Origin of the sequence: Mesobacillus thioparans (genome assembly GCF_965138835.1) — a bacterium.
In the GTDB taxonomy this organism is placed as follows: domain Bacteria; phylum Bacillota; class Bacilli; order Bacillales; family Cytobacillaceae; genus Mesobacillus; species Mesobacillus thioparans.
In genome coordinates, this window is sequence record NZ_CBCSFH010000001.1 from 810,334 (window position 1) to 825,983 (window position 15,650).

Sequence of the window (15,650 nt, forward strand, 5' to 3'; positions counted from 1 at the left end):
CTCTATTAAGTAACAGACCATGTTTGATTACACCTTAATCATAACTCCGGCATCCTTCGTCCAAGACCAGCAAAGGCAAATTTTTTGTGAACAACTGAACATTTAAAAGTATGGAATTCCTACTTACCCCACGCGTGGCAAGGGTTTGAACATTTATGAAAGTTTTGTGGAGGTCTATATAAATTAAAAAGAGACTGCCATCGGCAATCTCTACAAGATCTATTTTTCCTGCTGGACCATCAGGATTTCTTCCTCGACCCTTCCCAACTTCAACAGATGTGAATCGAGGCGTTTATGGATTGTGGTGAATTCTGAGTTGTTTTTGATTTCTGCCTTGCTCAGCAATTCTTTTAACATATTTTCAATCTTGGCGCTTTGCATTTCTTCCATTCTTTCAAGAGCGTCTTTTATATCTGTTATATCGATCTGGTTTGATGTTACACGATGCTCAATACTATCGACTTTCTCTAGACGTTCGAGCCTTTTCTCCATGCTTTCAGCTCTTTTATGCAATGAGTCAATTGAACTCTCAATACCTTTAATCAGGTTAATGACTTCAGATAATCCTTCCACTTTACATGGCTCCCCTTTATTTGGCTTAAGATTATTTTATCATCATTAGTCACATCGATATGTTACAAAACTGGTAACAAAGCAGGCATTTGTTTTGATTTTAGCCACATTTCAAGATCACTGTATCTCCAGGTCCTTGATTGCTTTTTCAGCGCTTCTCCTGGAGATATTGATTGAATTCCAACTTTCTTCTGAATCCAGGAATTCTTGCTTCCTTTGCAGCAGCAAGTCTGAAAGACCTGGATGGCCCGGATTAAGCTTATAAAGCTCCACAAGACCCTCTACGCCTTCATAAGACAACGAATTCAAATAATAAATGTCGATCTTACCAGTTTCTGAGTATCGCTCAAGATTGCGATCAACAATATATTGGTCAAGCTGGATTGTGTTGATTACTGTATAAAAAATGATTGCGGCTATGATGTAAAAGCGAACAAGCGAGAGTCTTTCCATCCAAATCCTCATTAAGGAGTAACATAAAACCACGAGCAGGAACACCATGAAGGAATGGGCGAGTACCCTGGCAAAGGTAAATCCATACGCCTCTTCATACATAAGCAGGCGTAAAAATGCTGAATACAGCATCACTCCGCTGAAAGTAACGAGCAGGGAAAGAAGAGAGCGAATGAACAGGGTAATAAATTTAGACGATTTTTCGACATAAGAAACAATCGTAGTAATGATCAATAAATTCAGCATCGTTACAAAAAGAAGTTCAAAGAATCCTCTTCGGGCAAATTCAGCATACGTATATCCGGCCTTTAATGTCTCACCGAAAAAGTATTGAAATTGTACTGCTACAAATAGGAGGTAAACAATATTCAATAAAGTGAGCACTGTCAAGCTGATCACGCTATCCCATGCTACTTTTCCAGTTGGCTTCGGGTCATCGGCAGGCACCGGCTGTTTAATCCTAAGCACCTGTAGCAGGCCAAAGATCGCCAATGTATAAATGATGACTGCAACCGTCCGCGCCACTTCCTCTTCTATCTTCAATCCCAAAAGCCATCGAGGGAAAGCTCCTAGAAGGTTTCCGAATTGCTGGTCAGCAGAGACTAGCAGGTTGACGATCACAAACAATAGCGGTAATGAAATACCCACACCAATCAATACTTTTCGCAGCGTTGCACTCTTTTTTTCTTCAAGCCCTCTGACAGAAAATTTAGCGACATGCATTAAGAACCTGTAGACATAGGCTATGGCTGCACCGACTGTCAAAAAGAGCTTCTGGACGAATGGCCACCTGTGCCACTGATTCTGAACCGGATAAGTTACAAGCACCAATTGAATGATGACCATAACTGGAATCACAAGAAAGTTCAAGATATATAAAATCATATTCGAATGCAGGAAAAAGCTCGAGGACAGCATCCAAATTGAAACAATCATTAAAAGGCCAAGTTTTTTATTTGTAAAGGTAAATGAACGATACCTCCAGAAAAACACTCCATAAAAAACCGTGATGAACACTGGATAGGACAAGCCAATGTTTCCATGCAGGAAAGACCTTTCAGCCAGGATTCCCAGAGCAAGACAGACCAGAAAAAAAATCCAGTCTCCTTTTTTAAAATTCAATTCCATTTTATTCTTCCTTTCGCCTAGAATAACTAGGTATGTAATCAAAAAAATACAACCTTATAATTCTATATACATAGAAATACTATGTAGTGAATCAAAAAAATTAGATGGAAGCCTTTTTCCCCCATCTATATCCAATCCAACAAACCGGATACAATAACGCTGTAAAAAGAATACAAATAACAATGAATGCCGGGCTCAGCAGCGGCTGGAACCAATCATGCGGTATCAGCTTAAGCAATGTCAGGTTCATAAGAATTAGATTCGGCAGGATAGACAGGATAAACGTTTTTTTCATCAATCTTCTCCCCTTATGGCCAAATCCTTTGCCAATCTCATACCCAAGCAGCGCCCAAAAGAAGAGATATAGAAAGATGATCACGGCAGGTATAGAAGTTAGGTTTTGCCATGCCATGTCAATGAAAGAGAACTCGAAAAGATTATGTACCAGGGTCAGTATGATGCCTCCAACAAAGAAAAGCAGATTAGCACTAATGAAAACCCATTGAGTTTTCATTGGTGTCATCGCTAATTCTTCACGCCAGCTTGCTGCAATTTCTTGAGGAGTTCCCAGTCTTGAATAAAGTTCCGAGATTACTTCTTCCCCTCCCCTTTGAGTGTCACTTAAGTCCTCCAGCATCTCTGTGATATGGATATCGTATTCCGTTAAAATTTGGTCTTTGTCTGCATGCTTCCCTAAGTGCCTGTCAAGCTCTGCGAGGAATTCAGTCTTTAACTGGATCATTTTTTGTTCTCCTGATCACTTTGTTCATGACATTGACGAAATGCTGCCACTCTTCCGTTTTCTCTATAAGGACTGCTCTGCCCTCATTCGTAATGCGGTAATACTTCCTTGCCGGACCTTTTTCCTGCTCCTGCCAATAGAATTCAATGTACTCCTGCTTTTCAAGTTTATGCAGTGCTGGATAAAGAGTCCCCTCTTTTACCTGCAGACTATGGTCACTCCTCTTATCCAATTCTTTCACGAGCTCATAACCATACATATCCCGTTCATTAAGCAGCTGAAGCAGCACCAGGGATGTGCTCCCTTTTAAAAGTTCACGATTAAACATCCTATCACCTACCTAGTAATAAAAGGTACCTATCGGCATCATAATATAAATTGGTGAAATTTGCAAATACACATTCAAAAAAAACAGACTGCATGAAATGCCAGCCTGCTTTTTGCATGATCAATTGCTCCCGGATGTTGCCTTCAGGCCAATGATCCCGATTAAAATGAAGGCGACAAACATCAGCCTTAAAAAGTTTCGTGGTTCCCCAAACAAAATGATTCCCAGGATGACGGCACCTGCTGCGCCAATTCCTGTCCAGATGGCATAAGCTGTTCCTATCGGCAAGGTCTTGACTGCCATGGATAAAAAATAAAAGCTTATTGCCATCCCTATCACTGTAATTACTGACGGAACGACTTTGGTAAATCCTTCTGTATATTTCAGGCCAATTGCCCATACCACTTCAAATATGCCAGCTATCACCAAAAAAATCCAAGCCATAATGATCTCTCCTTTCATAAGGCTCTTTTCATAAATTTTGTTGCGTTAACGCCTAAGATAAAACTGCTCCTGGGTTAATATGAATAGTTTTCCCCATCCGATTAGGTTGTATCTGGGTAAAGCAGCAATCAAAGTGAAATATGCCTTCATTAAAAAACCCGGGAGATATCATTCGATATCTCCCGGGTTTTTGTCCCTCCGTGTACACAGGTACCCTGTGCGTCCTCTCTCGGACCAGGCCAGCAATGCTGCTGCGGAACCCTAGAAGACTTTTCATATTAGGAATAGTATCACATGTGAAATGAACAGTCAAAAGAATCCTCTAATTCGCCAGGAACTCCCTGTTCATCATCGTTTCATATTCATTCGATGGCAAAGGCGGCGAATAATAATAGCCCTGGACTTCCTGGCAGCCCAGTGATTTGAGCAAATCGATCTGTGATTCTGTCTCCACACCCTCGGCAATGACCTTCAATTTAAGGTTCGTTGCCATGGAAACGATTGTTGAAATAATTTCGCGGTTTTCCTGGGAATGGGAAACGAAGCTTTGATCGATTTTCAGACGGTCGACTGAAAGCTTGCTCAGATAGCTCAATGAGCTGTACCCTGTGCCAAAGTCATCGATGCTCACTTCAATCCCAATTTCCCTGAGGGCCTGAAGCTGTTCATTGATGCTGTCTTCCTTCTTGATCATGATGCTTTCAGTGACCTCGATTTCGATCAATTCCCCCACTAAATCATACTCATTGAGCGATTTCTGCATGAATTTCACGAAATCCTCCTGATAAAAATGGATGATCGAGATATTGATCGATGTCCGCGGAACCTCGTACTTCTGCTCTTTCCAGGCGACAAGCTGCCTGAACACCTGCCTGATAATCATCCTTTCGAGCGGAACGATCAAATTTGCCTCCTCGGCAATCGGGATGAACACTCCAGGAGGGATCATTCCATGTCGAGGATGCTTCCACCTCGCTAATGCTTCAGCCCCGGTTATTTCATTCGTGTTCGAATTGTACTTTGGCTGATAGAAAACGGTAAGCGAATCATTATTGATCGCATTGCGCAAGTCATTCTCCAGCTCAAACTTGTTGACATCCTGGTCAGCCATACTCTCATCAAAAAACTGGAAATTATTCGTTCCGTTTTCTTTTGCTTTATACATAGCCATATCCGCATACTTCAGGAGCAGTTCAAGATCGTTAGTATCATCCGGAAAATGGGCAATCCCAAGACTTGCCGTAATCAGGAACTCCATTCCTCCAGCATATAGCGGGGTCTGGAAGGCCTTGACAACATCTGCTGCGACTACTTCCGGCTTATTCCCTTCCGTCACAAGAATAGCGAATTCATCTCCGCCAATTCTCGCAACCAGGCAGCTCTCTGGTATCACCTTTTCAAGTTCCCTGCCGATCTGCACGAGAATCTTATCCCCGAACGAGTGGCCAAACGTATCATTGATCCTTTTAAAACGGTCAAAATCAAGGTAAATCAACGAAAAAGTTTCATCCTTAATGAATAACCTGGCCATCACTTTCTCTAAATTGCGCCTGTTCGGCAAATTCGTCAGTTCATCATGGTAGGCAAGATACTCAATCAATCTATCCGCCTTTTTCTGTTCCGTAATGTCCCTGACAATTCCAAAAACACCGACAGTCGTATTTTTCACGATGATCCTGACAGCGGTGATCCTCACTTCTGCGAAGGTCGCATCCGCTTTTTTCAAGGTGGTTTCAATCACCTTTGTCTCACCGCTCAGCACCTTCCTGTAATATTTTCTGATTTTCTTTCCTTCTTCGCTGCTCCCAATCAACTCGATAAAATGGAGTCCGGTAAGTTCATTCGCCGTATAGCCTGTCAGCTCAACAGCCTCTTTGTTCACATTCCGAATACTTCCCTCCAAATCGACCCTGAAGACCGAATCGGGATTGTGGCTGAATAAAGATAAATGGGATTGGACATTCTTCATGATCAATTTTTCGCCAAAAAGATCTGGGACGAGCATAAAAAATAAATTAGCCAGGGCCATATAAATGAATGGAGCCAAAAATGATTGGATTCCTGCCCCTTCCGTTATCGGCAACATCGAAGACAAGACGATATAAGGGATGCCGCCCAGTGCAATCCCCCCGGAGACACTACCCCAATATTTATATTTTTTTATGAACTCATAAATATCTTCATTTGTAATCTGCATCAGGAACCTGAGCAGCGAAAATGATGTGACTGACACCATTAAAGACGTTAATACTGTTAAAGTCCAATGAATCTCAATCGCATCGCTGAAAATGAAAAAGAAGGCTGTATACTCTGCAATCATGATGCTCGAGGCAATCAGTAAACTGGTCAATATGTACTGCGGCGTATTGGTGATCTCTCTTTGCGCCAGGCTGAAAGCTGCATATGCTCCTATCGAGCAAATCGCATAGAACAGCAGCAAGAATGAATAGAAATTGCCCGTAGAAAAGGGAACGCCTGATGAAATGATCACAAAAATATGTGTCAACAAAAATGTGAATGCAAGGAGCATTGAATACAAAGCGATTCTTCGTTTTTTTCTCTCCGTATTTTTTTTGACCTGCCTGCTGAATTCAACAGCCATCATTGATGAAATGACCAAAAAGACCACGGTCAAAGCTATTGTTTTTATGTCAAATATATACATATGGGGAATCTCCATCCTGCCCCTCGTTTCTGTCTTTATTTAAAGCAGGTTAATTTAGTGCGGACGACAATATCCGGATAAAAGTACAAACCTTTTTCAATATTATACAATAAACGGCAATGAAGTGAGGGAAGAAAAAGAATAATTTTCTAAATTTTCAAACCGAACATCCCACTGGATGGCAATATTTTATATAATGAAAGTAGGAACATCTTTCTTTTCAATTGTTCAGCCCCTATCATCCACATCAAATTCTTCCATGAAAACTATATTCCATATATCTATTTATCGGCTAAAAACATGGAACTTTAAGTACTCTGAAACTAATGGAGGCAACGCATCAACCATAAAAGCAGTCACGGATTTTCGAAAGGAGGAGTTAAAAATGAAAACTGGAAAAAAAAGAGGTGAAGGAGGAACCTTGTCCAATGGAACAGGTGTCATGAAAGCTCTATCTGCCATCGTCTGGCCAATAATCGGCTATCTTTTTGACCTTTTGGCTAACTTGTATCCTTTATTCACAATTATGGGTACAATTGCCGGACTGGTACAAATTTCGTTTGCACTCAGGAGAAAGCAGGGCAGTGACGAAACAAAAGAGTCCTGGCCAACCATAGAAACCAGCGTGGAAGAAATTAGACAGGCAGTCAGGACCTACTCTGACCAACTGCCAAAAGGTGTATACCGAACGATTCTTGCTAAGGATGATAACAGCATTGATATGGAACAGCTAGCTCCCATTCTGAAAGGGATCCCATCACAAAGGTTTTACATGTCAAAGGAAACCTACGATATTTTTTCCGAGGATGAAAAGGATCTTGCGATAGCAATCGATAAAGTCCAAAGAGCAGTCGATCAATATGTGAAGGACTACAAGGAGTACCCGGTGCTGCCATATGATCCTTCGAACAAGGTGAATTATTATCAGCTGTTGAAATCTCATTGTCTTGATACCCAGCCAGAAATCGATCTGTATATCACCAATTACGATGGTCTTGTCACGCATAAAAAACCAAAGAAAAACAGCACAATGATCTAACAATAATAAGGTTCATAATTAAAATAAAATGGATATTAAATACAATCCAAGCAAAATGAAAATAAAGAAGATAATGGCTGTTGAAACTTTTATCAGACTATTTGCCGACGCGAAGGTTTGGCTGTTTATATTTTTTTGCACTGAAAAATAATGAATGGTCGCAAGGAACAGGATGGTAAGCCCGATCAGCAGGGAAAAAATGCTGACAAATACAGCGATCGTGTCGGCAAGCTGGCTCACTGACTTGATATTATTAAAATGGAGGCTTGACGCTAAAAAACCAATACCAACAATGGCAATGGATGTCCTGACCCAGGCTAGATAGGTTCTTTCGTTCGCAAGATGCTGCTGGATATACCTGGATTCAAGTGTTTTGTTCTCTTCCATTCCAATCCCCTCTTTCAACTCATATCATCTAAATTTTATCACGTGATGGTCTCGCTTCCCCTTTATATGCTCAACTGCTTTTCTGCCTGTCTTATCTTTCCTCGTGAATGGGAACAGTTATTCATTAAGGTTCAACAGGCAGATTTCACTGCCGTGCTACCACCAGGCAAGCGATGAGGTATAATGAAAGCGGGAGGCTGATGAGATTGAAAGAAAAGAAAAAGGAAGCTGCTGAATTGGATGAGGAAACCTTATTCATGGTAACACAAACCTTCAAGGCGCTTTCAGACCCGACCCGGCTGAGGATTCTTCACCTGCTGTTCCAGGGAGAACATTCTGTCAACGAAATCGCCGAAAAACTGTCGTTGCTGCAATCAACCGTATCACATCAATTGCGCTTTTTAAAAAACCTCAGGCTCGTCAAATTCAGGAGAGAGGGCACAACCCTTTATTACACCCATGATGACGAACATGTCATTGACCTGCTGCGGCAAAGCATAGAACATGCCAGCCATCACTGATGCTGAATTGGCTGGCATGCTTTTTGATAAAGCTTGTCACGATCCTTGTACCCTTATCAAAAAAGATCTTTGATTCAGTATGCAGCGATCCGAGCTTTCCTATGTCAATTACAAGGCCCATGTGCACACGGGCATCCGTGTTCCTCCGCTTCGACCTGGAGCGTACTATGGTCGATAGCAAAACGGTCATGCAACAGTTTCTGCGCAGCTCGCAGGACACGGTCATGTGCTCCTTCCCCTTCGACGGCAATATGGCCGCTAAGCATGAACACTCCTGATGTGATCGACCAAACATGGACGTCGTGCACATCTTTCACTTCTGGAATCTTCATGATTTCCTCTTTCACTTCCTGCAGTTTAATCTGTTCAGGTGTGCCTTCCATCAAGACGTGGAAGCTATCCTTCGTAACTCTCCAGCCGCTGATGATGATCAGGATTGCCACTGCGACACTTGCAATCGGGTCCGCCAGGCCCCAGCCAAAAAAGTAGATAAGCAGCGCTGCAATGATTGCTCCAACCGAACCCAGCATATCGCCTATGACATGAAGAAAAGCACTCCTGACGTTCAGATTCTCCTCTTTGTCACCGCGCATTAAAATCCAGGCTGCGATAATATTGACCACCAAGCCAATGACCGAAATGGTCAGCATTCCAAGACTCTGTACTTCTGGTGGATCCGCGAGGCGATGATAGGCTTCTACAAAGATATATACCGAAATGATGATCAAAGTCAGGCCATTAAGGGCCGCCGCGATAATTTCGAAGCGTTTGAATCCGTATGTCTTGGCGTGAGTTGCTTTTTTTTCGCCAAGCTTCATCGCGAACAAACTCAGCCCAAGTGCAGCCGCATCAGAAAGCATATGTCCGGCATCGGAGAGAAGTGCAAGACTGTTTGTGAGAACGCCTCCGACGACCTCTACAATCATAAAAGCTGAGATTAAAAGGAAAGACCAGAATAATGCCTTTTTATTGTTTGTATGACTATGGCCATGACCATGGCTGTGGCCGTGTGAATGATTATGACCCATTGGATAGCCCCCTTTTTATATATGAATATATGCTCATATATATTATTATGACGTATTTGTGAAAATGGTTCAATTAAAAGCTCGTCTATTTTATTTACCTTATTATTATGTTTTTCACACATAAAAAACCGCTGATAATCAGCGGTTTTGTCCGGGCCTTATAAATATTTGCGGTGGACTCCTTTGCCATCATACGTATAAAGCATTGCCCTGCCCTCGACCATCGTTTCGATATGGCACTTCCTGCCCCAAAGCTGATGGATATATGGGAGGACTTTTTCAAGGTACTTTATATCCAGTTCAATCCCTTCAAAGCCGTGCGTGATATATAGCTCCCCGTTTTTAAGGTAATCGCCATCTGTCACAGTCAGATAAGGAAACCCGCCATTCACCCTCATGCTTACAAGCTGGTCACGGACCTGCTCCCAGGCTTTGTCCACGACCTTGTACTCCCTACCCTGTTTTTGGAAAAGGTACATATCCTCTCGCATGACCAGATCCTTGGTCAGATAATTGCGTAAAAATGAAATATCCGATTCAATCTCCCTGACTTCGAACATTTTTTCCCTGCCTGAACCTGGTTTGACACCTCGGCGTTTCATCTCCTCAGTCGGATTATCATACCGCTCTTCGATATCTTCAAAAATTTTGATGCCCAGATAGTATGGATTGATTCCTGTCTTTGACGGCTGGACGACACCCGCATTCAATTTGGCGAACTCGATCGACTCGCCGCTGGTCAGGTCCATCTCACGTAAAATCCGCTGGTGCCAGTAAGATGCCCAACCTTCGTTCATGATTTTCGTCTCCAGCTGCGGCCAGAAATAAAGCATTTCCTCCCGCATCATCGTCAGGATATCCCGCTGCCAATCCTCCAGCTCCCGGCTGTAGCTTTCGATGAACAAGAGTAGATCTTTTTCTGGCCTTGGCGGGAATTTCTTTTTCTTATTCGTTTCTTTAGGTTTCGCATTACTTGTATCAAGATTCCAAAGATCATCATATGGACTGGCTGCTGTTAATGGCTCATCATCATCTTCATCATCTTCCGCTGACCATGAGAGCTTTGGCCTCATCAAGGAAGGATCGATATGCTCTTCAATCGCTAAAACCGCATCGAGGAATGACTCGACCGCCTGTTTCCCATGGTCGATTTCATATTGGCGGATCCTTTCCGCAGTTGCAGCCATGCTTTCAACCATGTCCCTTTTCGTATTCTGGAAACGGACATTATTTTTGAAAAAATCGCAGTGTGCGAGGACATGGGCAACAATCAGCTTATTCTGGATCAGCGAATTTGAATCAAGCAGGAAAGCATAACAAGGATTCGAATTGATCACCAGTTCATAAATCTTCGACAGGCCCAGGTCATAATGAAGCTTCATTTTATGAAACTGTTTTCCGAAACTCCAATGGGAAAACCTTGTTGGCATCCCGTATGCCCCAAATGTATAAATGATCTCGGCAGGACAAATTTCATATCGCATCGGATAAAAATCCAGCCCAAATCCCCTGGCTATTTCAGTAATTTCAGAAATGGCATATTCAAGTGACTTCTGCTCTTCCGACACCATCTCTCCCCCTTTCAGCTCTTACAACAATGTATGAGAAAAAAAGGAGAAAGATGAACAGGTTAAAAACTTTACTGTTGCGGTTGTTCAGTAACGCTAAGGCTTACCAATCGGTCATTTTTCAAATCATGTGTGATTTGCACCGTCATGAAGACAGGTTTCCCATTGACATTGACTTTGTACTGAAAGGAGTCGAGCACCTGCTGATCATCAATTTGTTTCCGGCCCATGTACTTATAATCCTGTACCTCCTCACCAGGGAAATCCTCTTTGATCACTGCGGTTGCGATCCGGCCATACTTTTCATAATCAGGTCTTTGCGCATTAGTGCCGATACTCAGGAATCCCGCTGATAGAAGCATGATTATCGCCATCGAGACAACAAATTTCTTCATAAAAACACTCCTTTTCACTCTTCACATTCTTGTTCATCCACGGTTCATTTAATTTGCCGGATATACAGGTAAATATTAAAAATCCCAGTAAACAAGGTTGTCCAACATTTTCTGAGGAAGTTCCCGACACAAATCCATATAATATTATCAACTCCTCATAAGGAGGATTGACAATGAACAAAACGGATTATGACCGCGCATTATATTACACGCACCGGTCCCAATGGGATAACCTGCTCATTTTGATGGTCAGGACCGAGGATCAATTCCTGGCAAAAAAGATTGAACATTTTCTCCACGCTTACAACTTTGAAAAAGATTACACTGTCATTGAAAGAAGCCTGTATTCACTGCTTAGATACATCGACCACGCAAACAAAGCCGCCGGCGATGACTGCCTGGAAACCGCTGTAACCGGCTTGATTTAACCGAGAATTCCACCAAAAAATAACACGGCCACCTCTATTAAGGTGCCGTGTTTGTTCTCTTTTATGCTGTTTTCACCCAGGAATTTTCTGTTAAGCCGAAGGGGGCTCCTGATCCACAAGGCGGTTACGGACTGCATACAGAGCTGCCTGGGTCCTGTCTGCCAGCTCCAATTTTGCCAGGACATTAGAAACATGGGTCTTGACGGTCTTTTCTGTAATAAACAAGGCAGCCGCGATCTCTTTATTGCTTTTTCCGCTGGCAATTTCCTTTAGCACTTCAAGCTCCCGTTTAGTCAGCTCATCAATCGGTCTTCTGACAGAGCGGCTGTTTCCGGAAAGATGCTTTAAGACGAGTGACGTTGCTTTTGGATGCAGCTGGTTTTCTCCTTCCATGATCCTTATGATCGACCTGACAAGTTCATCCGGCTGGATATCCTTCAGCTGATACCCGGATGCTCCCGCTTCAATGGCTGGTATGACATGCTCTTGATCTGAATAGCTAGTCAGCATCATGATTTTGATTTCGGGACTTTTTGCTTTGATGATTTTCGTCGCTTCAATGCCGTTCATCTCCGGCATGATTAAATCCATTAAAATCATATCGGGTTTCAGCGTGTCCGCGAGCTCAACCGCTTCCTTGCCATTGCTTGCTTCCCCAACGATTTCAAGCTGTTCTTGTGTCCTCAGGAAGAAAGCCAATCCCCTCCTGACAACATGATGGTCATCCGCAATCAGGACTTTAATCGCCATTCCGTGTTCCTCCTTTTAAATGGGGATCCTTACGGTAATCAAGGTTCCTTCCCCATGTTTACTTTTGATATCAACCATCCCCCCAAGTGACGAAGCACGTGTTTGCATACTTTTCAAACCGAGTGACGGAAGCTCTTTTTCACGGTAAAAATTAAAACCGCAGCCTTCATCCTGTATCTTCATTTCTACCTGGTCACTCGTCGTATCAAGCGAAAATCCAACCATATTCGTCCCAGCATGCTTTTTGCAGTTAGCCAAAGCTTCCTGCCCAATCCTCCAAAGTGCTTCTTCCACTTTTCCAGGCAGGCTTGCAACACCTGTCACTTTTGTGTCCAGCTGTAAATCCAGCATCTCCGCATAGCCGGCAAGCGCGCAAATGATTCCGTTCTCAAGGCCGCGGGGACGCAATTGCCAGATCAGCGCCCTCATCTCCCCCTGCGCTTCCTGGGCAAGGTCCTGTATGTAGGAAAAAGTGTCTTTCAGTTCCCGTGTTCCTGCCATTTCAATGCCAGCCCTTGCTGTAAGACTCAAAGAAAAAAGAAGCTGATTCACAGAATCATGCAGGTCCCTCGCCAAGCGGTTTCGCTCAGCTGCCAGCGCCAGTTCCTGCTCCTGCTGGGCAAGTTTTATTCTTTTTATGGCAGTACCGATCTGGAATGCGACTGCTTCCAGCAAGGCAAGCTCCTCTTGTGTAAAATGTGTCTTATGTGGAGAGCCGACATTCATGACGCCGAACTTCTCATCACCAGCTCTCAATGGAACGGTCGCATGATGCGTCAAGCCATTCGTATCACCCGTTTTATTATTGATTGCATCCTCAAGCCTTTTACATTCAAAGATATTCGTCGCTTTATTCAATCTTCCATCCTGATAGCGGTCCACACACCAGCAGCCGCCCTCACACATGGGGCCGAAATCATTCTGGGATAATGCAGGTGGCAGCTTGGACTTTGCAGCCAGTTGATATTCGACCTGTCCGTCAATCAGAAAAATCCAGCCTGTCTCCAAGCCGGTAATATGTAAAAGCCTCCTAAGCACCTCTGACAGGACGCGGTCAAGATCCGTTCCCTCATTCAGCAACTCTGCAATTTCCTTTAGAATGCTGACATTGGAATCAGCATTATTTTCTGCCATGCAAATCCCCCCATTTCCATCTATTATATCTTTATTCGAAAAATTGCGCTTTCTAAAAAAGTCTGATAGTCTCTCGGTCAAAAGTCGTAAAGGAAAAAAAAACCGAAGAGAGACTGTCTCTCTTCGGATTGGAATTATTTTAAGCAATATTTTAATTCTGAATGTTTGAAGATTTATTCGATCTTCAAATGTCTATGCTTATGCCAATTGACTGTCGCATTGGTCAGCCAGTCATGTTTTTCCGGGAAGCCCTGCTGGATCGCTTAAAGTTTTTTGGCAGCTTCCATTTTCTTTTCAACAAGGTCCATGAAATCCTGTTCGACCTGCTTGAGTTTTTGCTTGCTTTCCAAAAGGCTTTTGTCATTCACACCGAAATAAAACTTGATTTTCGGTTCGGTTCCTGATGGACGCAGACACATCCATGAACCATCTTCAAGATAGTATTTAATGACATTGGAGGATGGAAGCTGGATTCTTTCCTCCTCATTGTTTTCATTCACTCTTACACCTGTTAGATAGTCTTCCACCATCGTGACTTTCAATTGGCCAAGCTGCTGGAGCGGCTCCTGACGGAAGACTCCTAGCGTTTTCTGGATCAATTCTGCCCCTTCTTTTCCTTTTAACGTAAGGGAACGTAGACCTTCCTGATAATAGCCATACTTCTCAAAAACACTTAACAGTGCTTCATACAAAGACATGCCCTTCTTTTTATAATAGGCACAAACTTCGACAGCAAGCATCGCTGCCTGGACGGCGTCTTTATCGCGGGCAAAGTCGCCGATCAGATATCCGTAGCTCTCTTCATATCCGAACAGGAACTTATACTCTCCCGTTTCCTCATATTGTTTGATTTTTTCAGCGATGAACTTGAAGCCTGTCAGGACATCAATAGTCTCAAGTCCGAATGACGAAGCGATTTTGCGCCCAAGTTCGGACGTCACGATGGTCTTTAACACGATTCCATTTGCCTGCAGCGTCTCTTTTTCCTTTTTTTGCGAAAGAATATAGTGCAGCAGCAGTGCTCCCGTCTGGTTCCCTGTCAGCACGGTGTACTCTCCATCTCCATCTTTAACAGCGATTCCAAGGCGGTCCGCATCTGGGTCGGTTGCGATCAGCACATCAGCATCGATTTTCTTTCCTTCGCGGATTGCCAGTTCAAATGCAGCATGTTCTTCAGGATTCGGGCTTTTCACTGTCGAAAATTCAGGATCCGGAAGCTCCTGCTCTTTAACAACTACAACATTCTGGTACTTCAAGTTCGTCAGTATATTCCGCACCGGCATATTGGCGGTTCCATGCAATGGGGTGAAGACCACTTTCACATTGGTTTCATCCGATAATGTAGGATTTTCGGAAATGGTCATCAGCTTTTCAAGATAGGCACGATCCACTTCCGGCCCAATCATTTTGATCAAGCCATTTTCCTTCAACTCCTGCTCGTCCATTACCTCGATTGACAATTCATTTTCAATTTCATTCACTTTATCAATGACTTCATCTGCACTTTCAGGCGGCAGCTGTCCACCGTCCGGGCCATATACTTTATAGCCATTGTACTCTGGAGGGTTATGGCTCGCAGTTATGACGATACCCGCATAAGCGTGAAGGTGGCGTACCGCGAATGACAGCTCCGGAGTAGGCCTTAATTCTTCAAAAACATATGTCTGGATGCCGCGCGTTGCCAGTGTCTTAGCAGCCTCCATCGCAAATTCGGGTGATTTATGACGCGAATCATAGGCAATTGCCACACCGCGCTGCTTCGCTTCATTCCCTTGTTCTTCTATGTATGCTGCCAGTCCGGCTGATGCCTTGCGAACTGTATATAAGTTCATTCGATTGGTTCCAGCGCCAATTTCACCGCGCATTCCGCCAGTTCCGAATTCCAGGTTTTTATAAAAAACTTCCTCTAAATGCTTCTCGTTTTGCTTAAATGAATCAAGTTCGGTTTTTAGTTCCGGATCAAGCCCGGCAAAACCAAGCCACTTGTCCGCTTTCATCTTCCAATCCATCGAATGACCTCCTGAAAAATAAGATTTTAATCTTAAAGCTAATTATAAAACAGATAGA

16 protein-coding genes and 1 riboswitch are annotated in these 15,650 nt (G+C 43.2%); of the genes, 3 read left to right on the forward strand and 13 right to left on the reverse strand.

What is annotated here, in order from left to right; all coding sequences use genetic code 11:
* Positions 1-219: 219 nt before the first annotated feature.
* From ACNAZ4_RS04085 to ACNAZ4_RS04110, 6 genes are all read right to left on the reverse strand, one after another.
* On the reverse strand, positions 220-573 hold the full coding sequence (locus tag ACNAZ4_RS04085; protein WP_415812890.1) for a hypothetical protein: 354 nt from the start codon (positions 571-573) through the stop codon (positions 220-222).
* A 117-nt stretch (positions 574-690) separates the two neighbouring features.
* On the reverse strand, positions 691-2,154 hold the full coding sequence (locus ACNAZ4_RS04090; RefSeq protein ID WP_415812891.1) for a DUF4153 domain-containing protein: 1,464 nt from the start codon (positions 2,152-2,154) through the stop codon (positions 691-693).
* A 100-nt stretch (positions 2,155-2,254) separates the two neighbouring features.
* Complete coding sequence (locus ACNAZ4_RS04095) at positions 2,255-2,896, reverse strand: HAAS signaling domain-containing protein (RefSeq protein ID WP_415812892.1); 642 nt, start codon at positions 2,894-2,896, stop codon at positions 2,255-2,257.
* Positions 2,877-3,224: a PadR family transcriptional regulator gene (locus ACNAZ4_RS04100; RefSeq protein ID WP_415812893.1), complete on the reverse strand. Its 348-nt coding sequence runs from the start codon at positions 3,222-3,224 to the stop codon at positions 2,877-2,879. The genes ACNAZ4_RS04095 and ACNAZ4_RS04100 overlap by 20 nt, the downstream gene beginning before the upstream one ends.
* A gap of 120 nt (positions 3,225-3,344) precedes the next feature.
* Positions 3,345-3,668, reverse strand: coding sequence for a quaternary ammonium compound efflux SMR transporter SugE (sugE, locus tag ACNAZ4_RS04105; RefSeq protein ID WP_415812894.1), 324 nt, complete (start codon positions 3,666-3,668; stop codon positions 3,345-3,347).
* Between the two features lie 177 nt (positions 3,669-3,845).
* A riboswitch (guanidine-I (ykkC/yxkD leader) is annotated at positions 3,846-3,944 on the reverse strand.
* A gap of 46 nt (positions 3,945-3,990) precedes the next feature.
* A complete protein-coding gene (locus tag ACNAZ4_RS04110; protein ID WP_415812895.1) occupies positions 3,991-6,333 on the reverse strand; it encodes a sensor domain-containing protein in 2,343 nt (780 codons plus the stop codon).
* A 385-nt stretch (positions 6,334-6,718) separates the two neighbouring features.
* Here ACNAZ4_RS04110 and ACNAZ4_RS04115 point away from each other — a divergent pair, with 385 nt between their 5' ends.
* Complete coding sequence (locus ACNAZ4_RS04115) at positions 6,719-7,372, forward strand: DUF3939 domain-containing protein (protein WP_415812896.1); 654 nt, start codon at positions 6,719-6,721, stop codon at positions 7,370-7,372.
* 18 nt (positions 7,373-7,390) lie between these two features.
* On the opposite strand, the gene ACNAZ4_RS04120 is transcribed toward ACNAZ4_RS04115, so the two are convergent.
* Complete coding sequence (locus tag ACNAZ4_RS04120) at positions 7,391-7,759, reverse strand: YidH family protein (RefSeq protein WP_415812898.1); 369 nt, start codon at positions 7,757-7,759, stop codon at positions 7,391-7,393.
* Between the two features lie 257 nt (positions 7,760-8,016).
* Here ACNAZ4_RS04120 and ACNAZ4_RS04125 point away from each other — a divergent pair, with 257 nt between their 5' ends.
* On the forward strand, positions 8,017-8,280 hold the full coding sequence (locus tag ACNAZ4_RS04125) for an ArsR/SmtB family transcription factor (protein ID WP_415813012.1): 264 nt from the start codon (positions 8,017-8,019) through the stop codon (positions 8,278-8,280).
* A 104-nt stretch (positions 8,281-8,384) separates the two neighbouring features.
* On the opposite strand, the gene ACNAZ4_RS04130 is transcribed toward ACNAZ4_RS04125, so the two are convergent.
* The 3 genes from ACNAZ4_RS04130 to ACNAZ4_RS04140 form a co-directional block, all read right to left on the reverse strand.
* Positions 8,385-9,308, reverse strand: a complete 924-nt coding sequence (locus tag ACNAZ4_RS04130; RefSeq protein ID WP_415812899.1) for a cation diffusion facilitator family transporter — start codon at positions 9,306-9,308, stop codon at positions 8,385-8,387.
* Positions 9,309-9,466: 158 nt separating this feature from the next.
* A complete protein-coding gene (locus ACNAZ4_RS04135) occupies positions 9,467-10,879 on the reverse strand; it encodes a SpoVR family protein (protein WP_415812900.1) in 1,413 nt (470 codons plus the stop codon).
* A 68-nt stretch (positions 10,880-10,947) separates the two neighbouring features.
* The gene (locus ACNAZ4_RS04140) at positions 10,948-11,271 is read right to left on the reverse strand and encodes a DUF3889 domain-containing protein (protein WP_415812901.1); all 324 of its coding nucleotides are present in this window, start codon (positions 11,269-11,271) and stop codon (positions 10,948-10,950) included.
* Between the two features lie 173 nt (positions 11,272-11,444).
* Between ACNAZ4_RS04140 and ACNAZ4_RS04145 the strand changes: the two genes are divergently transcribed.
* Entirely contained in the window at positions 11,445-11,699 is a 255-nt protein-coding gene (locus ACNAZ4_RS04145) for a YhdB family protein (RefSeq protein WP_415812902.1), read from the forward strand.
* A gap of 90 nt (positions 11,700-11,789) precedes the next feature.
* Here ACNAZ4_RS04145 and ACNAZ4_RS04150 read toward each other — a convergent pair whose 3' ends face one another.
* The 3 genes from ACNAZ4_RS04150 to ACNAZ4_RS04160 all read right to left on the reverse strand — a co-directional run bounded on the left by ACNAZ4_RS04150 (position 11,790) and on the right by ACNAZ4_RS04160 (position 15,592).
* Positions 11,790-12,449, reverse strand: coding sequence for a response regulator (locus tag ACNAZ4_RS04150; RefSeq protein WP_415812903.1), 660 nt, complete (start codon positions 12,447-12,449; stop codon positions 11,790-11,792).
* 15 nt (positions 12,450-12,464) lie between these two features.
* The gene (locus ACNAZ4_RS04155; protein WP_415812904.1) at positions 12,465-13,583 is read right to left on the reverse strand and encodes a GAF domain-containing sensor histidine kinase; all 1,119 of its coding nucleotides are present in this window, start codon (positions 13,581-13,583) and stop codon (positions 12,465-12,467) included.
* A gap of 263 nt (positions 13,584-13,846) precedes the next feature.
* The gene (locus ACNAZ4_RS04160; protein ID WP_415812905.1) at positions 13,847-15,592 is read right to left on the reverse strand and encodes a phospho-sugar mutase; all 1,746 of its coding nucleotides are present in this window, start codon (positions 15,590-15,592) and stop codon (positions 13,847-13,849) included.
* Between the last annotated feature and the right edge of the window lie 58 nt (positions 15,593-15,650).